This is a genomic window from Cryobacterium sp. Hh38, from assembly GCF_004403235.1.
Taxonomy (GTDB): Bacteria; Actinomycetota; Actinomycetes; order Actinomycetales; family Microbacteriaceae; genus Cryobacterium; species Cryobacterium levicorallinum.
Genome location: NZ_SOHD01000041.1, coordinates 1 through 21,264, shown reverse-complemented (window position 1 = coordinate 21,264; position 21,264 = coordinate 1). Strand labels below are relative to the sequence as shown.

Annotated in this window: 17 protein-coding genes and 3 pseudogenes; 8 read left to right on the top strand and 12 right to left on the bottom strand. The window is 64.0% G+C overall.

The annotated features are described in order from the left end of the window. Positions 1 to 211: 211 nt before the first annotated feature. Positions 212 to 1,327 carry an alanine dehydrogenase gene (gene ald / locus E3T41_RS14065; protein ID WP_092452025.1) on the bottom strand — a complete coding sequence of 372 codons (1,116 nt, stop codon included), beginning with the start codon at positions 1,325 to 1,327 and terminating at the stop codon, positions 212 to 214. Positions 1,328 to 1,477: 150 nt separating this feature from the next. Between ald and E3T41_RS14060 the strand changes: the two genes are divergently transcribed. The 3 genes from E3T41_RS14060 (at position 1,478) to E3T41_RS14050 (ending at position 4,356) form a co-directional block, all read left to right on the top strand. After that, positions 1,478 to 1,963, top strand: coding sequence for an Lrp/AsnC family transcriptional regulator (locus E3T41_RS14060; RefSeq protein WP_092452027.1), 486 nt, complete (start codon positions 1,478 to 1,480; stop codon positions 1,961 to 1,963). Positions 1,964 to 1,985: 22 nt separating this feature from the next. After that, the gene (locus E3T41_RS14055; protein ID WP_092452029.1) at positions 1,986 to 2,612 is read left to right on the top strand and encodes a LysE/ArgO family amino acid transporter; all 627 of its coding nucleotides are present in this window, start codon (positions 1,986 to 1,988) and stop codon (positions 2,610 to 2,612) included. Between the two features lie 424 nt (positions 2,613 to 3,036). After that, positions 3,037 to 4,356 (top strand): hypothetical protein, encoded by a 1,320-nt coding sequence (locus E3T41_RS14050; protein ID WP_104132276.1) that lies wholly within the window; start codon positions 3,037 to 3,039, stop codon positions 4,354 to 4,356. Positions 4,357 to 4,560: 204 nt separating this feature from the next. Here E3T41_RS14050 and E3T41_RS14045 read toward each other — a convergent pair whose 3' ends face one another. The 4 genes from E3T41_RS14045 to E3T41_RS14030 all read right to left on the bottom strand — a co-directional run bounded on the left by E3T41_RS14045 (position 4,561) and on the right by E3T41_RS14030 (position 8,747). Then, the gene (locus E3T41_RS14045) at positions 4,561 to 5,079 is read right to left on the bottom strand and encodes a CarD family transcriptional regulator (RefSeq protein ID WP_092107039.1); all 519 of its coding nucleotides are present in this window, start codon (positions 5,077 to 5,079) and stop codon (positions 4,561 to 4,563) included. 11 nt (positions 5,080 to 5,090) lie between these two features. Beyond that, positions 5,091 to 5,759 (bottom strand): TetR/AcrR family transcriptional regulator, encoded by a 669-nt coding sequence (locus E3T41_RS14040; RefSeq protein WP_104132277.1) that lies wholly within the window; start codon positions 5,757 to 5,759, stop codon positions 5,091 to 5,093. An 80-nt stretch (positions 5,760 to 5,839) separates the two neighbouring features. After that, complete coding sequence (locus E3T41_RS14035) at positions 5,840 to 8,197, bottom strand: trehalase-like domain-containing protein (protein WP_134479148.1); 2,358 nt, start codon at positions 8,195 to 8,197, stop codon at positions 5,840 to 5,842. A 205-nt stretch (positions 8,198 to 8,402) separates the two neighbouring features. Further along, entirely contained in the window at positions 8,403 to 8,747 is a 345-nt protein-coding gene (locus E3T41_RS14030) for an HPF/RaiA family ribosome-associated protein (RefSeq protein ID WP_104132281.1), read from the bottom strand. 477 nt (positions 8,748 to 9,224) lie between these two features. Between E3T41_RS14030 and E3T41_RS14020 the strand changes: the two genes are divergently transcribed. Next, positions 9,225 to 10,238 (top strand): acyltransferase family protein, encoded by a 1,014-nt coding sequence (locus tag E3T41_RS14020; protein WP_104132282.1) that lies wholly within the window; start codon positions 9,225 to 9,227, stop codon positions 10,236 to 10,238. Position 10,239: 1 nt separating this feature from the next. On the opposite strand, the gene E3T41_RS14015 is transcribed toward E3T41_RS14020, so the two are convergent. Then, positions 10,240 to 11,010: a hypothetical protein gene (locus E3T41_RS14015; RefSeq protein WP_134479146.1), complete on the bottom strand. Its 771-nt coding sequence runs from the start codon at positions 11,008 to 11,010 to the stop codon at positions 10,240 to 10,242. 504 nt (positions 11,011 to 11,514) lie between these two features. Here E3T41_RS14015 and E3T41_RS18785 point away from each other — a divergent pair. Together E3T41_RS18785 and E3T41_RS14010 are read left to right on the top strand one after the other, a co-directional pair. Then, positions 11,515 to 11,649 carry a hypothetical protein gene (locus tag E3T41_RS18785; protein ID WP_255411841.1) on the top strand — a complete coding sequence of 45 codons (135 nt, stop codon included), beginning with the start codon at positions 11,515 to 11,517 and terminating at the stop codon, positions 11,647 to 11,649. 3 nt (positions 11,650 to 11,652) lie between these two features. Beyond that, positions 11,653 to 12,537, top strand: a complete 885-nt coding sequence (locus E3T41_RS14010) for a hypothetical protein (RefSeq protein ID WP_134479144.1) — start codon at positions 11,653 to 11,655, stop codon at positions 12,535 to 12,537. A 32-nt stretch (positions 12,538 to 12,569) separates the two neighbouring features. Here the strand turns inward: E3T41_RS14010 and E3T41_RS18250 are convergent, their stop codons facing one another. Further along, the gene (locus tag E3T41_RS18250) at positions 12,570 to 12,977 is read right to left on the bottom strand and encodes a permease prefix domain 1-containing protein (RefSeq protein ID WP_241991188.1); all 408 of its coding nucleotides are present in this window, start codon (positions 12,975 to 12,977) and stop codon (positions 12,570 to 12,572) included. On the opposite strand from E3T41_RS18250, the pseudogene E3T41_RS18605 reads away from it, so the two are divergent. After that, positions 12,939 to 13,049 (top strand): annotated as a pseudogene (locus tag E3T41_RS18605) (integrase); the annotation flags it as partial. The gene E3T41_RS18250 and the pseudogene E3T41_RS18605 overlap by 39 nt on opposite strands. Before the next feature lie 145 nt (positions 13,050 to 13,194). Here E3T41_RS18605 and E3T41_RS13995 read toward each other — a convergent pair. After that, a complete protein-coding gene (locus tag E3T41_RS13995) occupies positions 13,195 to 15,342 on the bottom strand; it encodes an InlB B-repeat-containing protein (protein WP_134479142.1) in 2,148 nt (715 codons plus the stop codon). A gap of 1,515 nt (positions 15,343 to 16,857) precedes the next feature. On the opposite strand from E3T41_RS13995, the gene heR reads away from it, so the two are divergent. Further along, on the top strand, positions 16,858 to 17,661 hold the full coding sequence (gene heR, locus E3T41_RS13985) for a heliorhodopsin HeR (RefSeq protein WP_134479140.1): 804 nt from the start codon (positions 16,858 to 16,860) through the stop codon (positions 17,659 to 17,661). A 26-nt stretch (positions 17,662 to 17,687) separates the two neighbouring features. On the opposite strand, the gene E3T41_RS13980 is transcribed toward heR, so the two are convergent. The 4 genes and pseudogenes from E3T41_RS13980 to E3T41_RS19095 form a co-directional block, all read right to left on the bottom strand. Next, positions 17,688 to 18,734, bottom strand: a complete 1,047-nt coding sequence (locus E3T41_RS13980; protein ID WP_134479138.1) for a TerC family protein — start codon at positions 18,732 to 18,734, stop codon at positions 17,688 to 17,690. A 682-nt stretch (positions 18,735 to 19,416) separates the two neighbouring features. Next, positions 19,417 to 20,232 (bottom strand): annotated as a pseudogene (locus E3T41_RS13975) (HipA domain-containing protein); the annotation flags it as partial. A gap of 111 nt (positions 20,233 to 20,343) precedes the next feature. After that, positions 20,344 to 20,693: pseudogene (locus tag E3T41_RS19100) on the bottom strand (HipA N-terminal domain-containing protein). Between the two features lie 43 nt (positions 20,694 to 20,736). Continuing rightward, a complete protein-coding gene (locus tag E3T41_RS19095) occupies positions 20,737 to 21,168 on the bottom strand; it encodes a helix-turn-helix domain-containing protein (RefSeq protein ID WP_370257752.1) in 432 nt (143 codons plus the stop codon). Positions 21,169 to 21,264: the final 96 nt, after the last annotated feature.

The following is a 21,264-nucleotide window of genomic DNA, read 5'->3' as shown; positions in this document are numbered from 1 at the left end:
TCCATCGGCTGGGCGCAGACTGGGCAGCCCCGAACCGGCGCGGGAACGGCAGGCAACAGATCCGACCCGTTTAATCCGACCGGCGGCGGTCCCAGAATGGGAAACAGACGACCGTTGAGCCAGGCCGTCATTCCGCCAGGTCCCTTGATTCGCGGTTGGGAGTCCTTACCGTGTGTCACAACTCTTAGTGTACTGACCAGCCCGCGACCGCTCAGGCGATCGCGTCGGCGACGCTCAGCAGCTCGGCCTGAAACGCCGCAGCGACGTGCGCGTTGGTGATGCGCCCGTTGTGCACATTGAGGCCCTGGGCGAGGGCGGCGTCTTCGGCAATGGCCTTCTTCCAGCCCTTCTGGGCCAGCGCGATCACGTAGGGCAGGGTCGCGTTGGTCAGCGCACGGGTCGAGGTGGCCGGCACGGCGCCGGGCATGTTGGCGACGCAGTAGTAGACGCTGTCGTGCACGGCGAAGGTGGGGTTGTCGTGCGTCGTGGCGTGCGAGCCCTCGAAGCAGCCGCCCTGATCGATCGCGATATCCACCAGTACGGAACCCGGCTTCATCGACGCGACCATGGCGTCGGTGACGAGTTTGGGTGCCTGCGCTCCCGGAATCAGCACGGAGCCGATCACGAGGTCGGCTTCCCGAACCTGCTCGGCGATCTCGTACTGGGTCGACGCACGCGTCTGAATTTCGCCGTTGAACCGCGCCTCGAGCTGGCGCAGGCGGGCCAGAGACAGGTCGATGATGGTCACGTCGGCGCCCATACCGAGGGCGTTGGCCGCGGCATGCTCGCCGGCGACGCCGCCGCCGATCACGACGACCTTGGCCTTGGGGGTTCCAGGAACGCCGCCGAGCAGAATCCCGCTGCCGCCGTTGGCGCTCAGCAGGTGGTAGGCGCCAACCTGCACCGAGAGCCGGCCGGCCACCTCGCTCATCGGCGAGAGCAGCGGCAGCGTGCGGTCACTCAGCTGCACGGTCTCGTAGGCGATCGCGGTGGTGCCCGACTCGATCAGTGCTTCAGTGCAGGCAGCGGATGCCGCCAGGTGCAGATAGGTGAACAGCACCTGCCCCTGGCGCATCAGCGGGTATTCGCTCGCGATGGGCTCCTTGACCTTGAGCAGCAATTCGGCCGCCGCCCAGACGTCGGCGGCGGTGGCAACGATGGATGCCCCGGCGAGGCGAAAAGTGTCATCGGTGATGCCAGAGCCGAGCCCGGCACCCTGTTCGATGATGACCTCGTGACCGCGACGGGTGAGCTCATTCACACCGGCCGGCGTGATCGCGACGCGGTTCTCATTGTTCTTAATCTCGGTGGGAATGCCGACCAACATAGGGGCTCCGTTTCGCAGTCGCCAGTGCCGAATGCATCGGCTTTGATAGGAGTTAGACTGCTATTGATTCGTTTCCGCTAGGTAAAATCCGTGGAATCTGCCAGACTTCAAAAATATTTCACGAATTATGCGGTGACGAGGAGAAGCAACATGGCCGAAGCGAAGAGGATTCGATCGCTCGAACCCCTTGACGAGGTCGATCGCATTCTGGTCGCGGCGCTGCAGGCGGATTCCCGCACCACCAACAGCCGTCTGGCTGCGGCGGCCGGAATCGCCGAGTCCACTTGTGTTTCCCGGGTGCGCTCACTGGTCAGCCGCGGAATCGTCACCGATTTCACGGCCATGGTCGATCCCAAGGCGATCGGCCTCGGGCTGCAGGCACTGATCAGCGTCAGCATTCGCGCCGGGGCCCGCACGCACATTCCGGCATTTCGCGACTCGATCCGGGTGATGCCCCGGGTCGTCCAGCTGTTCTTTCTCGGCGGCTCCGAGGACTTCATTATTCATCTGGCGGCCCGCGACACCGACGATGTCCGCGATTTCGTGCTTGAGCATCTCTCCGCCAATCCGGCCGTGGCGTCAACCCGCACGAGCATGGTGTTCGAGCACTTCTACAACGGTGTCGCCCCCGAATAGTGCGCCCTAAACTGAGCAGGAAATGAACCTCGCCGATACGCTCCTGCCCGCCCTGTTCGGCTTCGGCACCGGACTCGCCCTGATCATCGCGATCGGCGCCCAGAATGCGTATATTCTGCGGCTCGGCATCGCGGGCAAAAACCGCACCGTGCTCGCGGCCGTGCTGATCTGCTCCCTGTCCGACGCCGTGCTCATCTTCGCCGGAATCGTCGGAATCGGCGTGCTCATTCAGGCCGCCCCGGCCGCGCTCGTCGTCGTGCAGGTGCTCGGCGTCGGCTTTCTGCTGAGCTACGGCGTGTTCGCCGCCGTGCGCGCTTTTCGCCCCGGCGTGCTCGTCGCCGCGGCCACCACCCAGGTGAGCACCAGGGCCGCCGTCGCGACGACCCTCGCGCTGACCTGGCTCAACCCGCATGTCTACCTCGACACCCTCATTTTTCTCGGCTCGGTGGCCAATCAACAGGGCGCGAACGAACGCTGGTGGTGGGGCGTCGGCGCGATCACGGGAAGCTTCGTCTGGTTCTTCGCGCTCGGCTTTGGCGCCCGGATGCTGCGGCCCCTGTTTGCCAAACGCTCTTCCTGGCGAGTACTCGACGGCTTCATTGCCGTGGTCATGATCGCCCTCGGGGTGCGGATGGCCTTCGGGGTATAACGGAACTACGCGCGCCAGTACCCGGCCCTGCCGAGAAGCTGAACCTCGCGGTTGGCGCCCGCGGGCACCGGCACCTCGGGCGGGAACACGCCGAAACCGCGCCACATTTCGATGTCGGGCGCGTGGAACCACCACGAGCCAGAAGGCCGCCCTGAAACAGATGCAGACCGTCGCCGACGGCCGCCGTATCCGCAGGGCACACGCCGCCCCGCAACCCGCGCCCGAGCTCGCCCGCTATCTGGTCCGGGCCCGGGCCCTGGTCAGCGCACGAGCGCGCCCGATACTGGTGCGCGCTACGCCGTTACCGTAGCGCGCACCCAGATCGGGCGCGCTCACGCGGATCCCCGACCAGGCACCGCGGCCGCCACCCTCGGGGGTTCGCCCGCGCACTACCGGGACACGATGCTGGTTGGATAGGAAGCACGTGCCGACCGACGAGTTGGGCGAACCGTTCGGGAGGCCACGAGTGCGACTGCTCTATGCGCTGCTCCTGAGCGGGGTGATCCTGTTTGTGGGACTGTCGGTCGCGCTGCCAGACGCGACGCTCGTGGCGGGCGGGCTCACCATCGCCGCGGCGGCGGTCGGGCTGGTTCTGGTCAACCGCACCCAGCGCATCATTGCAATGCTGCTGATCGGTCTTGGGATCGCATCCGTTCTGATCGGGGTTGCACTCGGAGGCACAGTCAACGGCCGGGACCTGCTCTCTGTCAATCAAGACCTCATCGGCATGCTCACGGCCGTGTCGTTTCTGCGGCTCATCACACCCAGCGAACCGACGACCCGCACCCGCTTGCACGGCCGGCTCGCAGTGCTGCGCACCGCGCTCGCCACCCACGCGCTCGGCGCCATCATCAATATCGGTGCGGTTGGAATCGTCGGCGACCACCTGCGCGGTCGCACCGCGCTGCGACTACCCGATGCCGCGCTGTTGTCCCGGTCGTTTTCGGCTGCGGCGTTCTGGTCACCGTTCTGGGCGGCCGCCGCCGCGGCGACCACGCTCGTGCCCGGCGCCAACTCGCTCGTGTTGCTGCTCGTCGGCTTGGGCCTCGCGCTCGCGGCAATCGGGCTGAGTGTCTGGGACATTTTTCGGCTCTGGGGCCGCGACCTGCCGGCCTATACCGGCTACTCGCTGAGCTGGGCGCTCGTGAGGGTTCCGCTCGCCCTGGTCGCTCTCGTGATCATCGCCCACCAGCTCTTTTCGGCCGTGCCGGTGCCGCGCATTGTGCTGATCGCCGGCCTTGGCGTGACGCTGCTCGGCTTGCTCATCGTCAACGGTCGCGGTGCGGTGCGGTCGCTGGCCCGGCATGCCAAACACGACCTGCCGCAACTGCGGGGTGAGGTCACGCTCTTCGCCTCAGCCGGGGTCCTCGCGGTCGGTCTGCGGATGCTGTTTCCCCTGTTCGAGCTGCAGCTCCCGGTCAGCGAGTTCACCGTTCCCGTCGCCTGGGCCATGATGCTGGCGATGATTCTGCTCGCGCTCGTGGGCGTGCACCCGGTCGTGTCGGTCGCGGTGGTCGCGGCCCTCATGCATCCGCTGGGACCCGACCCGACCCTGTTTGTGCTGGCCGCCTGCATCGGCTGGGGAGTCTCGACCGCTGTGGGACCGATCACCGGGCTGACCATGCTGCTCAGCTCGCGCTACAGCATCGATAGCGTTGCGCTCACCCGCCGCAATCTGGTCTATCTGGCTGTCGTGCTCGTCGCGTCGTGGCCGGCCCTGCTGCTGTGTGCCGCCTTGGTCTAGCGCCTGGACGATGCGCGGGGCGAACGCCAGTGCGCGGTCCCCTGCCCCACCGGCGCACGAGCGCGCCCGATACTGGTGGCCGCTACGCCGGTTACCGTAGCGCGCGCCAGTACCGGGCGCGCTCAAGCGGACGCCCGGCGCGGCTGGGTTAAACAGGTGTGCACCCTCGTTCGCGCGGCGAACGAGGGTGCACGGTCAGGCAGACTAGACGGCTACTTCAACCGGCTCGTCGCTGACGACGTAGTTCTGAATTTCGATGAGCAGCAGGTCGCCGGCTTCCTGGTCGGTCAGGCCCTGGGCCAGAGCGAGCTCGGAGACGAGGATCTGACGAGCCTTTTCGAGCATCCGCTTTTCGCCGGCCGAAACGCCCTTGTCTTGGTCGCGACGCCACAGGTCGCGCACGACCTCGCTGACCCGGTAGACACTGCCGCTGGCCATTTTCTCCTGGTTGGCCTTGTAGCGGCGTGACCAGTTGCCCGGCTCCTCGGTGAAGGCGTTCTGCAGAATTTCGTAGACGGCGCTCACCCCGGCGGCGTCGATGACGTCGCGCACCCCGACGAGCTCGACGTTGTCGACCGGCAGCTGAATGGTCAGCGCGCTGGTGTGCACGTTGAGGGTCATGAACTGCTTTTCGACGCCCTTGATGGTGCGGGTTGCGAGGGCCGTGATGGTGACCGCTCCGTGGTGCGGGTAGACCAGAGTTTCGCCGATTTCAATCTTCATGGAATGCGCCTTCAGTGTTGTGTGGGTGATGCAACGCGTAAGGGCGTTGCGCTTGAGGTCTGGGGGTCCTGCAGCCAACCGGGCAGGAGCGCCACGAGCTGGTCGACAAGTTCGTCGTCGGATACGTCGAGGTGGCCGCGCATCCAGGAGCCGATCAGGGTGAGCGCACCGCCAGCCACATAGGTCGTCACCAGTTCGGCGTTCACGGTCTCGTCGAAGACGAGCACCGACTCAAGCATGCGAGTGGCGTAGGCCTCGATGATCTGGTCGTGCGCGCTGCGGGTCAACGGCAGCTCGAGCACGCTCGCGTAGAGGGGAAAATTCTCGACCATATGCGCGACGAGCCGGCCGTACCCGAATCGGGCAGCGCTCTCGCCCGCTCTTAATGGGCGCAGATCCAGGCCGGCCGAGCCAATGTCGGCAAACTGGGCCTGCAGCAGTTCGGCGGCGAGAACGTCGAGGCTCGCGAAATGCGCGTAGAAGGAGCTGCGGCTGATTCCGGCCAGCCGCACGATTTCGGCCACTGAAACGGATGCCGCCGGCTGAGCAATCAGCGTACGGATCGCCGTGAGAATGAGCCCCCGGGTGCGCTCGGCCCGCGGATCGTGCGTGAGCTTGAACTCTGGGATAACGTCGACCGGCACCTCGACCACGAGGCCGGGGTCAGTCAACGAAGTCATTCCTTTACTATAGCACTTTTCGGACACATGTCCGAGACCCGGGCGCGTCCTCACGGCGGACTCGCGGAAACCGGCCGACGCTACCGCCCGCGGTACTTGTCGAGGAGCTGCGCGCAGCGGATGAAGCCGAGGTGTGAGTACGCCTGCGGGTGATTGCCGAGGTGTTTCTCGGTGGCCGGGTCAAATTCCTCCGACAGCAGCCCGGTCGGGCCCACGAGGATGACCAGCTGGTTGAACAGCGCCTCGGCCTCGTCGAGACGCCCAGCCAGGACATAGGCCTCGATCAGCCAGGTCGTGCAAATGTGGAAGCCACCCTCGAGCCCGGGCAGCCCGTCGTCATAGCGGTAGCGGAACACGGTCGGACCAACGCGCAGCTCGCGCTCGACGGCGCTGACCGTCTTCTGAAAGCGCTCGTCGTTGACGTCGAGCAGGCCGGACAGCCCGATGTGCAGCACGGCGGCGTCCAGATCCGGGCTGTCGTAGGCGACGGTGTAGGACTGGGCTTCCTCGCTCCAGCCCTCAACCAGAACTTCGTCGCGAATCGTGGTGGCGAGCTCGTGCCACCCGGCACCGACCTCGCGACCGTGCCGTTCCGCGGTACGAATGGCACGATCCACCGTCACCCAGCACATCGTCTTCGTGTAAGTGTGGTGCCGCGGCGAGCGCCGGGCCTCCCAGATGCCGTGGTCGGGTTCCTGCCAGCGACTCGTAACAGCCTCAACCATCTCGGTGAGCAGGTGCCACTGAAAGTCCGAGAGCGTTCCCTGCCGGGCGCTGAGCGTGTCGATGAGTTCGGCGACCGGTCCGAACACGTCGATCTGCACCTGGTTGTCGGCAGCGTTTCCGATGCGCACCGGGCGAGATCCGGCATAGCCGGGCAGAGATTCGAGGCTCGCCTCCGTCGACAGCGACGAGCCGGTGACCGAATAGAGCGGATGCAGCCACTGCGCGCCGGGACTGTCCGCCACGACTCCGGCCAGCCAGTGCAAAAAGCCATCGGCTTCGTCGGTCGATCCGAGGTCGACGAGCGCCTTGACCGTCATCGATCCGTCGCGCAGCCAGCAGTAGCGATAGTCCCAGTTGCGGGTTCCACCGATGCCCTCGGGCAGGGACGTCGTCGATGCGGCGAGCACCGCACCGGTTGGTTCGTAGCAGAGGGCACGCAGCACGAGCGCGGAGCGGCTCACGAGCGACGGCTTGACGCTCGGCAGGGTGAGTGTGTTCACCCAAGCACGGGAGTCATTCATGACCGCGCCGCGTCTGGCTGCTTCGCCGGCAGCATCCGGAATATAGGGCTCGGTGTCGCCGCAGCGCAGGTTAAGCATGACAGCCCCGGCAGACAGGTCGACGATGGCCGTGGCCGTTTCGTTGCGGCCGTCGGAGGTCACCTCGAACTCGACGCCCGGCGCCGACAGCGCGATGGGGTCCGGGGTTCCGGTGATGGTGACGACCCCGTCGGCCGCGTGCATGTTGAAGTGGGCGACGGCGTAGTCGGGTCGGGGCGCGAACACGATGCGGGCCAGACCGGTACCGGTGAGTTTGCGCACGAGGTTGGTGATCCCGAGCGGTGAGGGCTCGATGTAGTCGGTCACGGTGACGTCGGCCCAGCGGGTTTCGACGATCATGGTGTTGTCCACATAACGCTGGCCGAGAACGCGGCTTTTCTTGACCGGTTCGATCGAGAAGTGACCGGCCTCTTCACTGCCCAAAATACTCGCGAACAGCGAGCCAGAATCGGGCAGCGGATGCGTCATCCAGCAGATGCGCGCTTCCGGCGTCACGAGGGCGGTCGACGTGCCATCGCCGATCATGGAGTGGCGTTCGATGGCAACGACGTGCTGGCCGAACAGCCAGTCCTTGCGCAGTTCAAAGAGCAGGGCCAGCAGTTGCGCGAGCTTCTCTGGACCGCTGACCCGGTGCGCGGCGACGGATTCGCCGTCGCCGATGCGAATTCCCAGATCGGGGCCGTGCAGGGTGTTCATCGCCATCTCGTCGCTCGCACCGTCGCCGGCGAAGAAGGCGGCACTGACGCCCAGTCGGGAGCGCAAGCGGTCAAGGGCCGCGCCGGAATCCTGCCTGGTCGCGTCACCGTCGTCGGTGTCGAAGAACTCCGAGTCGAACTCGGCGCCGTTCGAGCCGACCAGGTGCACCTCGCGGGGCAGTCGGGAGTCAGCGGCGAGGTCGCGCAGGGTGCGCCCGCTCATCACGGCCGTGTGCGTGTTGGGCAACGCGGCGAGCGCCCGCAGTGCGAGCGCCGACTCGACGAGCAGCTTCGAGGGCACATCCGACGCGCCGTGATACGACAGGGTGCCACCGTAGTTACAGGCCACGAGGAGGGAGGGCGTGCGCGCCAACTGCTGCAAGTCCTGCAGGATCTCGCGCGACAACCCGGCCAGGCTGCGCGGTAGGTTCTTGGTCAAGTTCAGGCGTTGGGGCATGGGGGAGTTCCTAGCAGAGGAGCAAACAGAGGGGCACCGCTGCCAATCGCTGGGCAGACCTAGGCGACGTTACCATCGGCGCTGGGCTGCACGAACGGTGCCACACCTTCTGGCATGAGGTTGCCAGCCGCGCTGCGCCGCTCGGGGCACCCAGTCCTCGGGGTGCCCCGAGCGACAAAGGGTGCCCCGACCGCCGCGCGGTGAGTTAGACGACCTCGCCCATCGGGAGGTTGCCCTTACGGGCATCCAGCTTGCCGAAGTGGCTCTCCAGCAGGCTCTTCATCTTGTGCAGGGCACCGGTCAGGGCTTCCTCCACGGCGTTGGCGTTTTCGGTGACGACGACGGGCGTGCCGCCGGCTGGGCGGGCCTCGAGGGTGCACTTGATGTCGTCGGCGCTGCTGCGGCCGGCGCTGCCGTCGGAGAGGTGAACCTCAACCCGGGTCAGGCGTTCGCCGTAGCGCGAAAGGGACTCTTCGACAATCGTTTCGAGCGCGCCAGAAACCCGCTCGGTGCCATCAATATTGCTGTCGGTATTCACGATGACCTGCATAATTACTCCTCCAGTTGCTTACAACTTCAGGCTACCGCTCCCGCATGTGAGCGCCGGTTGGTGACGCGTGGTATGCGCACAGCTGCGTCTGAGGCTTGAGTCGTTCGTGTTCCCAACGTGAGGTTGCACCAGGGAAGATTCTCGTCGCTTTCGCGCCGCAGTCCCTGCGCTGAACCTCGCCAGTTCGGTTCCGGTGCAAGTGCCTTCAACACCTCTGAGCACCTCGGATTCAGCGCCGCCGACCTCGACCGACCTGTCGGCACCGACGAACCCAGCAACAATCTCGACCGGTAGAGCGTCGACCAGCTCGTCGACGCCCTGCTCGGCTACCGGGGAGCGCTCATCGTGGTCAGACACGACGACGCGTTCCTCGCCCGGCTGCACCTGACGACGTCGCTCGCACTTGATCTGACCGGCGCGCTGGCGGAAAGCGCGAACCCGACTGCGTGATGCCGCAAGAACCCGTAGCCTATTCTCATGCAGACGAGGCCTGATCGGGGCGAACGGGTCGTTGCCATCGACATCACCCGCGGGCTGGCGATCATCGGCATGTTCGTGGCCCATGCCATTCCGCGCGCGGGTGACGCCGAATTGCTCGTCGATGGGCGCTCCTCCATTCTGTTCGCGACCCTGGCCGGGGTATCGCTCGGAATCATGACCGGATCGGCGCATCCGCTCGGTCGCGGCCAACGTTCGGATCGCGTCGTCGGCATCGTGGTGCGCGCGCTGTTTTTGTTTCTGCTCGGCCTGGTGCTGTCCAGCCTGCACAGCGGCATCGCCATCATTCTGCACTTCTACGCCCTGATGTTCCTGCTGCTTCTGCCGCTGTTGTTTCTGCGTCGGTGGCTGCTCTGCCTGATCGGCGTCGCGTTTCTGCTGGGGGCGCCCATGCTCGGCGCCGCCCAGGCCGACGTGGATGTCGACCAGCCCACGCTCGCCTATTTCGTCGACTATTTCTTTCTCAACGGCACCTACCCGGTGCTGATCTGGATGCCGTTTCTTCTGGCCGGCCTGATCGTCGCACGGTCCGATCTGCGGCGTGCGAAAACCCAGGTCGCCCTCGTCGGTGTCGGCGCGTCAGCGGCGGTGGCCGGTTACGGCGCGGCCATCGTGCTCCCCGGGGTCAGCGCCGAGGCGCACTCCGGATCGATCGCCGAAGTGACCGGCTCTGGCGGGCTCGCCATCGCACTGATCGGCGCGCTGCTCTGGCTCACGGCGGTGGAACGTGGCCAGCTGGGTCGGATGCTGCGCGGCATCCTCTCGCCGGTCGGAGCGACCGGATCGATGGCCCTGACCGTCTACACCCTGCAGATTATGGTCCTGGCCATCGTGGTCGCCGGCGGCCGGGAGGTTGACTACCCCGGCTGGCCGTTGCTGATCTGGATGCTGCTGCTCACGTTCATCCTGGCCAGTCTGTGGCGCTATCTTCTGGGCCAGGGTCCGCTCGAGCGTCTGCTCGCCGCGCTGACCCGCGCGCCGCGAATGAGCTGACTCAGCTGATGCCGCCCATGCGCTCGAGCGCCGCGCGCATGATCTGCGCTTCGGGTGTCGGGGCCACGTGGTGGTTGGTGTAGATGCCGACGAGCCACTGCAGCACCTCGTCTTCGCTCATGGCGACGGCGGTCCAATCCACCCCGGGCTCCGCCGCGGTGCGGGGCTCCCCGGTTTGCGGGTCGAGCCAGGCGCGCGCGATCGGCACGTCGGGGTCAGCGTTGTTCATGTTCCAGAGCAGCGCGATCGGGTGGTTGTCGCCGTCGATGTGTTCGTGGTCGACCCGCCCGGACCCCAGCCACGGCAGGGTCAGCAGCTCGCCGACAATGTCGACCTCGATCAGTTCGAGCTGGGTCGGGTCCGTCTCGGGAACATAGAGCGTGAAGCCCTGCTCGAACCACTCGGCGGCCTCATAGATCGAGTCGAGCAGCTCATCGAGTCCATCGATCTCCTGCACCAGAATGAGCGCCCATTCGAGCAGAATGGCGGTTTGATCCTCCGGCCACGGGCTCTCGTACAGGTCGGCGGTGCCGTGATAGTGAAAGCTGGGGCCGGCTTCATCGAGCAGCACGTGCAGTTGACCGCTGTCGTAATCGATCGACAGGTTGAGGGCCTCTCCCTCGTCGTCGCGGTCGGCGAACAGGTCGGGATTGGCCAGCTCCGGCGGCAGCGTGATCGCTGCAGCGAGCCGGGCGCCCAGATCGAGAACGACGCGAAACTGGAGGGTGGGAAGGCGCAGGGTTTCATCCTGCTCGTAGTGCTGGTCTGACATATCCAAAGTTTATCGATCAGGCGCGGGCGTGGTCGCCGGTCCGTGACCATTCACCGATGCTGCCAGCGGATGCTACGGCCTACCGCACATCGGCGGCAGCATGGCAGACTGCGCCGCATGAATATCGAACTGTGGTGGCCCAAGCTGACGCCGTCGACTGGATGGAGACGGTCACCAACAAGGAAGAGCCCTCCTGATACCCGACCGCGGAACGCGTCGCACCCGAAACAGCAAGGTATGAGCTCCAGACACGGTAACGAGGACGATATAAGCGCGCCCGATCCGGGTGGCAGCTGCGCCCGTTCGTTACCGTAGCGGCTACCCACTTCGAGCGCGGTCGCGCGTTTCAGCTGGCGCACTCGTCAGCAGAGCCGATATAGGCCCTGCTGAGCTGAGGGACGGACCGATGCTCGATGCGCTGTTCGAGTCGCTGGTAACGCTGAGCGTGCTCGGCCCTGCCGTCGAACGAGTCTGAGACGCAGCCTGCGAGAATGGGGACCAACTATGACATTCCTCAACGTCGTCTGGCTCGTGCTCCCAGTCATCTGGCTGCTCCTCGGTTATCTGCTGGCCGCGCTCATCATCGCCATCCCGGTCGCACTCATGCCCCTCGGCAAACAAATCATGGTCACGCAGTAAGCGATGGGGACTCCTCCGACCAACCCTGCGGTCAGCGACAGCAAGCTTCGTCGACGGATGCTCCGCGCGACCGGCCTCGCTGCGGCAGCCCTCTTGATTTGCGGCGGCACGCTGTTCACCCTCCGTGCCACCGCTTGGGCCGACTACACGTCGACCTCTGCCTTCCTCGCCACTCGCCAGGCGGCCACCGCTGACCTGGCTGGCGCGACCGTGACGGCGATCGATGACGCTCGGCACCTGCTCGCGGACAGCGCCGGGAAGGTACTCACCGAGGAGCCGCGCGTTGCGCTTCGCACGGCCATCGAAAACGCGACCGTGCGCATCCGCCCCACCACCGAAGCGCTGAAAGTGGCGACGGATGCTGCGGCTCACGCTCCGAACGACGACCTGCTGTCGGCGGGCATCGCACTGCGCCAGGCCGCAGCTCGGCTCGCCGCGCTCGGCTTCCCGGCCGCCGACACGCTAACGAGCGTCGACCAGGACCTGGCCGAAGCCAGGCAGGCCGTTACCGACGCCGTCGCAGCCTGGAGCATCGAACAGGAGCGCATCATCCGCGATCGGTACACGAACCACGTGCACGCCGCCGGTTGGTACCCGGAACTTGACGCATGCCTCGGCTCCGTGGACCTCACCGCCAGCTACGGTGTGGCTACGATCGCCGAACACTGGTCGTGCGGCGGGCGCGACTTTCCCGAAGAGCCGGGCACACTCATCACCCTGACCGGGCTGCGCGCGGGCACCTACCGGGTCGAGGGCATCGTGGCGATGCTCAACCAGGCCACCGCCACCACCACCGATCTGCCGCGCGGCTTCGACCTGCTGTACCAGACCTGCCAGAACGGTCAATCCTCGTCGATGTCAATGACCGCACTGACGAAGCTGGGCTGACCCGGGCATCCGCTTCGATCAGTCTGCAGCGCTCACGCGAAGCCGAACACCGGCGCGAATATCACCAGGACGACAGCAGCCCACACCCCGTAAACCGTCAGGCCGGCCTTGACGGCCAGCCCCGACCCCAGGGCGATGCCGCGCACCACGGCAAGTTCGCGCCAGGCCGGCGCGCGGGTGGCGTCGGCGTCGTCTGGCACGAGCACTAGCTGCTTCCCGAGCCGATCGGAGTGTTCCCGGGCGAATTCCCGGGAGACGGCGTCGAGGTTGCCCAGCCGCTTGATCGCCACGAGGAACGCTTGGTCGTGGTCGTGGTCGAGCCCGTTGGCTAGCGGGTCTTCGATCTGCTCACGCAGGTGGTCTTCCAGCTCCTCCACCTCATGGGCACCCGGGTAAGCCTCGGCACGCGGATCAAAGCGGTGCAACGAATGCTCGGTCATGCCGCCTCGGCGATGACCCTCGACACGTACGCAGACCTGTTCGATGACGACCTCGACGCCGTTGCAGACCGTTGCAGACCGTTGCAGACCGTTGCAGACCGTTGCAGACCGTTGCAGACCGTTTATGTTGCCACGCACCGGCGTCGCGTTTCAAGATTTCGAATCGTCTTGTTCGAGAAGAGGTCCCGCAGCCGCGTCTGCGGCTGCGGGACCTCCACTAGCAGACGGTCCGGTTTCGGCGGCGGATCAAGACGGCACCGAGCCCAAGCAGTATCAGTGCGAGAAGTCCAAGCGGTCCTGCATCCACACCAGTGGCTGCAAGGTCACCAGTCTCGGCCTCGATGGTTGAGACGTAGATCGCTGTTCCTTCGGCACCGACGGTGATGTAGACGACGCGGCTACGCGCAACCCCATCGACACCAACTGCGTCAAGCGTGAGCGTGTGCTGACCTGGGGTCACGCCTGCAGGCATAAACACGGTCGTGTTGAACATCCCTGAGCTGCCGACAGTGCCTCGAAGAAGCACGACAGGATTTGACCGCAAAGTCACGGTGTACGTAGATCCTTCAAGCAAGTCGTATCCGGAGACATATGCCGGCGCTCCTCCGACACGGTCACCCGCCACGAGATCCAAATTCAGCGAGATCTTGATATCAGGACTCTCATCGACCGGCCCTGAAGCAGGGGTCCACTGTGCGTACAAAGTGGTGTTCGAGGTGAAGGGGAAGTGGGTGCCGTCGGCGAAGGGGACACCAGACCCGTCGGCCGCCGTATTCCAGCCGCTAAAAAGGTATCCGGCACGCGTGAACGTGTTCAGCATGAGCGTGCCCGAAGCCGACCCCGACTGTGCTGTCATCGACCCGATGCCGTCGTTCGAATTGAACATTGCGGTGAAAGTTGCAGGCGGATCGACGATCGAGACCACCGTCCACTGCGCGAACAGAGTGGTGTCACCCGTGATCGGAGTCGTGAAATCCCACTCACTGCCACCCGCAGCAGCCGTGAACCACCCATCGAAGGTATAGCCGGCGCGCGAAGGCTCCCCCGGGTTCGTCGCCAGGTCACCCTCAACCACAGTCTCATCCGCAACCGGGCTACCCACAGCAGAGCTGAAACTCACCGTGTAGCTGCCCACCGGAGCCGGCGCAGCTGCGACAGGACCCACCAGAATCGCCCCGCCCGTTGCTGTGCGGGTCGCGGAGAAAGGAGTGTCGGTGCCGCTTCCAGACTGCGCTGATACGAGTGTGTAGTTTGCTCCAACGTCACCGGCGCTCGGCGTTACCGATGCGGTGAACGTCGCAGTGACGGTCTGTCCGGGCAGAAGGCTACCTATCGTCCAGACGAGCGGCGAGCCTGTGATTGATCCGACTCCTGTCGACGGCGAGGTTACGGTCACCCCTGATGGAACAGGAATCGTCACAGCAGCATTGCTGAGCGCTCCTCCGCCGGGGTTCGAGGCGGACACGGTCACGGAGTATGAGCTGGTGGCACCCTCAGTGGGCGGGTTGCTGCCAGATGCAATTACTGCTCCCGCGGACACGGCCAGTGAAGCGGGCGAAAACGACACCGTCGACAGGTTTGCAAAGTTGACTGCACTTCCGGTCATGAAGTCCTTATTGATGACCGAGAGGTTTGCTGCCGCCGAGGAGCCGTAAAAGAGTTTAATCGGCGTCGACGCCGTGATGGTGTTGCCCGAGATCGCCGTGATATAGCTCAACGGTACCTGGTAGTCGAGGAAATACTGTCCTGAGCCGTCTCCCGCCGGGACCACGCGCATCCCGCCGGAGGTTTGCCCCCCGGTATTGTCGAAGGGGTAGGTGTAGACGGTCGAGATTGTTCCTCCAACCGAGTCCGTGACATACACGAAGTCCTTTGCTGATTCCTTGCCGTTCACGCCGACGACGGCCTTGACGACGTCGTTGACGGCCAGGACAGTCAGGAAGGCTCCGCCAAACAGGCCGCCTTTGGTGTTGTCGGCGGGATTGGTCGCCAGTCGGGTGCGAAAGAAAGCTGTCGTGCCCGTCGAGGCATACTGCACCGTTGCTTCAGACCCCACGCAGGCACCAGTGCACGCTCCGCTGGCAAGATCAGTGTAAGGAGGGTTTTGGTCGGTGTTCGTATCGCGAACAGACGTACCGTCGCTGAAGCGATAGCTGTTCCAACTAGCGGGCCACGCATCCGCAACAGCGCCCGTGGGCGACCCGGCTGCAAAGACCGGCGTCACCGGTACGAACACGAGCAGGCTCACCAGAGCAATGATCAGGCCAAAGGGCAGGGCAATACGCGCGGAGGATCTCGTAAAACCCCGCAGAGGTAGGTCGCTCATATGTTTATAGTAAAGTTCGCCGCCCCGTTTGGAACCCAATTGCCCATATATTTTGTAACCCAGATGGGTGGATCGTTTGAAAAGAAATGCCCCAGTAGGTACTGCCCTAAATCAGTCTGAAATTGTCCGCTCATCTACCCTCTTGCAAAGAGTTGCAAGTAGCGGTGAGAACGTGGACTCATTTTTCTAGGCCTGGACACCTCGAAGTCTCTGCCGGCGGAATCATAGGGTCGAATGAACGAGGGACGGCCCGGCTGACAGCCCGCAACTCGGACTTGGTGCCTTCCAACGTGGTAGTCGTGACCACGCCAGCGTCCATTATTCCGCCACATCCCGCGCACTCCGGTGTCCCGTTGGCGTACACGTGTTTCGACAGCCGAATGCCACACGTGAACCAGAAATGGGTCGAAGCACTGATTCTGTCGAAGAACCCCGCCCAAAGCTTCCCCGCTATTGTCGAACCGAAACCAGTAAGAGCCCAGTAGTCGCCCCCGTAGTCGACCAGTGCCCGTGGCGGTGTGACAGCAGCAATGTATGAGGTGCATTCTGCCCGCACTACTGCTGTAGTAACACCGCACGCCGCATCCCGGTGGGCTTGATTTTCAACCATCGCTCTCAAATTTCAACTGGTTTGCTCGAACTTCACGCTCCGAGTTCGGAGATTCTGCGATACAGAGTTGCGCGCGACATGTTCAGATCGCGCGCGACCAGAGTGGCGGACTGCCTGCAGCGCCCGCCTTCAGCCTGTCAGGGGAACCCTCAGCGGGACGCACTGGGCGTCAAACAATAGTCGACTGTTCCAGCCCGCGCACGATGGTGTGTTCGGGGTCGCTCGGGCTACGGCCGAGGAGACCTCCGAAATCGGTGCTCGTGCGAGAGAGAAAACCGTACGCCGCGCTCGAGTAGAGCGATAGGAGCATCGCCGGTTGGAAAGGCCGCAGTCCGCTCTCGTCAAAAGCAGCGCGCGGTAACGACCGAGAGAAGCTGGCTTATAGACCAGACCGGCCGCCCTGGCGATCTGGTCGGCCGTGACGTCGAGCGCCCCGACCAGGTCGTACACGATTGATGTGGCGATCCGGGTCGGATGCCACATTGGCCGCTGCCTCCGCCAAGTCAGGGCGAGTCACCACAGCCGCGGCACCGGAACCAAATGGCGCCGTGATCACACCTTCGGCCGGCGCCAGCAGCGATCCGAAGAACTCGGCGTAAAGGCCATGGCGCAAAATCGTCCAACGCAGTGCGTAGCCCTGAATACGTCGATCTGTCCACCGATGTGCCAGGGCAAAGCCCAGGTGATCCCTGTCCGTGGCAACGCTGGTGCAGATCAGGTGCTGCACGCCGTCGCGTTCCGCGGCCGCCACATCGTTCTCATGCTGAAATCATGGGCAAGCCCTCTCGGTGGTTCTGAACAATCGTTCGCGAGACAGGACGCACGCCACAGCTGGAGAAATGGCCAGCCTCATCCCGGTTTTTTCTCTTCGAACCCGATAGTGGATTCGGCGGTGCCAAGATGTCCTCAAGGGCACTAGCCCCCACGAACGAAGGAGCCGTCTCATGTCCAAAAGGGTCTACTCACCGAACGAGCAAATCGATCGGCTGCGGATCTATAACGTTGTTGCCGGAAGTCTGCACCTGCTCCAAGCCGCCGGATTTGCGGTGATTCTCACCATGCTGAGCTCGCAGGTTCTGTTCGCCGTGACGGCGGACTACCTGGCTGGCCCTCCCGGAGTTCCGATTCCACCGGAACGGGTCACGCTCTTCGAAGTGAACATCGGTGTCGGCGTCGTCGCGTTCTTGGCCCTCAGTGCCTTCTTCCACTTCCTCATCTCAAGTCCCTGGTTCTTTGCGCGCTACAAGAATGGGTTGCAGAACAACCACAACTACTTTCGATGGGTCGAGTACTCCCTCAGCTCGTCGATCATGATCTGGCTGATCCTGGCAATCAACGGGGCCACCGACATCGGTGCGTTGTTCGCCGTTTTCGCCGTCAACGCGGCCATGATCCTGTTCGGTGCGCTGCAGGAGAAATACGAACAGCCCGGCTCGGGCGGGCTGCTGCCCTTCATCTTCGGGTCGATGGTCGGCATCGTGCCGTGGATCCTGATTCTGATCTACTTCCTGCGTCCAGGCAGCGTCAGTGACGTCGCGGCCCCCGGCTTCGTCGTCGGCATCGTGATTTCGCTGTTCCTGTTTTTCAATACCTTCGCTATTAACCAGTGGCTGCAGTACAAGCAGGTCGGCAAATGGAAAAGTTACCTCCAAGGCGAACGCACTTACATCACCTTGAGCCTGGTGGCGAAGACCGCGCTGGCCTGGCAAGTCTTCTCGGGTGCCATCATCCCGGCGATCGCTAGCTAGGGGCCATGCCCACCGCGGGATCCACGTCACTCATCGGAGCGATCCTTTGTGCTACCGACAGGCACTCGTCCACTGCGGCGGAAGACCGGCTCGGCCGCGGCAAGTTCCTCGTCGGTGGCGATCCGGAACACCCCTGCCGCCTCGGCATGCACTTCGCGTCGGCCTTGACCGCGGGTAGCGCGGAGGCTGGCCACGATGGACACCGTAATGATGGTCACGACCACTGCCAGGCTCATCGTGGTCGGGATATAGAAGACATCCAGGAGCAGCATCTTGATACCCACCCAGATCAGAACGAACGCCAGTCCGATCTTGAGGTAAATGAACCGATCGATCAGGTCCGCCAGCAAGAAGTACATAGCCCGAAGGCCCAGGATGGCAAACGCGTTCGCGGTGAAGACCAGGAAGGGTTCGCTCGTGACGGCGAAGATAGCCGGGATCGAGTCAACGGCGAAAATGATGTCCGTGATTTCCACCAGCACCAGCACGGCCAGCAGCGGGGTCGCCACCAGCATTCCTGCCTTGCGGATCAGGAACTTCTGCCCCTGGTATGCGTCGGTCGTCGGCACGAACCGACGAAACACCTTGAGGATGCGGGATTTCTCGGGGTGGACGTGGTCGTTACGGGAGTGGAACATCCGCCACCCGGTGTAGATCAGGAACGCGGCGAATACGTACAGGATCCAAGAGAAGTTCTCGATCAGCGCGGCGCCGGCGGCGATGAAAATCCCGCGGAAGATCAGGGCGCCCAGGACGCCGAGGAACAGCACTCGGTGCTGGTACTCACGCGGGACCGCGAAAGCGGCGAAGATAATCGCCCAGACGAACACGTTGTCCACCGCGAGGGATTTCTCGATCAGGTAGCCAGCGAAGTACTGCTGCCCGATTTCCGCCCCCCACAGCATCCACACCAGCACGCCGAACGCGACACCGAGAGTCACCCACACGATCGACCAGACGGCGGCTTCCCGCACACCGATCACGTGAGCTTTGCGGTGGGCGACCAGGTCGACGGCGAGCATCAGCAGGATCACACCCAGAACAGCGAACCACGCCCACAGGGGGACAGTCATGACAAAGACCTCCACGAAATTTTCGTGAAGGTCTTATCTACCTTGCGGCCCTGCGCACCGGAACCCGCGGCGGGAACGTATTGACGATGCGAAGCGAGGATTACTCCTCTTCTGAAGTCATTCAACAGGAGCGTGAGCTTCACGTCAACTGGGCAAGCCGAGGAATGTTTGAGCGAAGCAAGGAAGATGCTGGTTTGAGGCGCGCCGGTCATCCCGCTCGATTAGGCTCATCTCGCGGTTCAGCGGGCAATACAGGAACGTTTGATGCGGTGAAGGCTTCGAGACTCGACTTAGATTCCCGGTTGCGGCGCTACCCGCGGGTGTCGCGGACGATGAACGCGGAGGCATGAACGCCAACTCATCGTCGAACGCCACAATGCCGGCATCGTCGTAGCACGCTCGACATCATCGAGGGGTAGACACATCCATCTGCGATCTCGCAGGTGAGAGACGATGCCGGGACGAAGCATCGGGCATGTAGATTCGCCGCGCCGATTACGTGAGCCGCGAGAACGTGAGCCGAGCGGTGCCAACAAATGGCCATCGCTTGGATGCTACCCGAAGAAGGATCGCGGTCCGATGGCTGGCCGTCAATCACCATGATTTCGGTGAATTGTGGGCAAACAGCACGCCTTAGCGTGCAAACATAACAGTCGCGACCTCTCATTTTCCCAGAGGCGGCTCAGCGAGCGATGGCCGCGACCACCTGGGCTGCACGGATGGGCGTGCGTTCGACGAACCGCGCGACGATGTCGGTCTGCAGATGCGACAGCAACGACGACGCAGCAGCGGCGATCAGTTGTGGTACGGAATCCGCGACCGCGCTCGCCCAGTCAGTAACCAGTACACGGCTGAGGTCGGCTTCACGGGCGACGGAGCCCCACTCGAACCAGGATTGCCGACCAGCGGGATAGTCCGCAACAATGCGCATCGAGAGGTTCGTGTTGCGGAAGGCCGAGTCGGTCCGGGGGCGTCCGTCATCTGCTCGCCGGGCATACGGGATGAAGCTGCTCACGTCGTACAACGGAGTGAGGTCGACACCGTCAGGGCCGATGAAGACGGAATAGTTCTTGGAGTGGGCGTCGGTATTCAAAACCATCCAGGAGAACACGAGGGCTTGGACGAATGTCAGCTTCGAGGCGGCTTTGCGTTCGTCCGGCACGTGCGCATCAAGGAGACGCAGCACGTCCCTGTACGCGGGGCCGCCGCGGTTCTCGTGCTTCTGTAGTCGGGTGACACCCGTAGCCTGGGCGAGATCCTCCTGATGAACGCGGACGATAGTCGGGACTGCGCCCGGGCTAGCACCAGCATCGACAGCCAGCCGGTCGAAGCGTTCAACGACGAGGGAGTGCTCACCGTCGAACATGCCGAGTTCCACAGTGGCAGTGTTGATCTCGGCCGTCCGGGCGACTGTCATGGTGATGAACTCGACAAGCTCGCCCTCTTTCTGGCCACGTACCAGGGGCTTGAAAATGTGGGTGGTCGGGTGGCTGCCAGTCGGCTCGTACCAGCACCGCCCGGCGTTGCCGAGCGAGAACTTTCCCTGGGCGCCGCCGAGCGGGAAATAGCCGGTATCCCGGTCCGGATCTTGCCAGCTGGTGTCGTCCTCTCAGATCGCGCGGATTCGCGCAGCGATCTCGGCATCGCTGATCGGTTCACCGGTGCTAGTGCTGCTCTGGTTTGGATCACTGCCCGGGTCGGCGAATTGGATGGCTCCGGCCACGTCGGTGCCATATGCGCGCAGCAGCTCGAACGGCTCAGCTGTGGCCAGCCCTGCCCGGACAGCCCACCGCTCACAAACGTCGGCATTGTCGGGGAGCAGGTTGTCGGGAACGACGTGAGCGTCGCTCCCGAGAACGGCGCAGCTCCAACCGGCAGCGACAGACTGACCGTCATCGTGTTTGGGTCGTCCAGCCACGCTGCGTTGTAGGTGAGGCGGTACTGCAAGGGGGCGAGCATCTCGAGCTCGGCTACGTGGGCGCCGTAAAGATACACGTCGAGGCTAGGCATTGTCGGGGTCTGGCTTCGTGTTGGTGTGAGTATTTGGAATCGTGTTCGCGGCGGCACGACGCTGCGTAAGTTTCAGGCTTGCCTCGAGGATGCGTCGACGCCCTGCTGCCAACCCTTCGGGATCGACGCTGGCTGTGCGAGCAAATCCGCCCGTGGAGTCTTCGCGCATCTGAAGAATCACGCCGACCGTATCCGAGGCGATCAGCGACTGCCGCCAGATGCCTTCACCGACAAGCTTCGGCGCGCTGTCGAGCCGCGGCGGCCGGATCTCGAGGTTTAGTTCTAAGCCGTCGAGGACCGCGAGCAGGCGGGCGGTGCCGATGTCGTTCTTGCCCTTCTCCAGGCGCGATATCCACTGCCTGGTGGTGCCGGTCTGCTCGGCAGCGTCGGTCTGCGAAAGACTGAGTTCGGCTCGGCGGAAGATGTCAACCTTTATGAGTCAGTTTCTTTAGGTGGTCATTGAGTTCGTTCCTGCTTTCAGGGGTTCGTTGATCCAGGTCGTGGTCGGGAACGTTAGTGG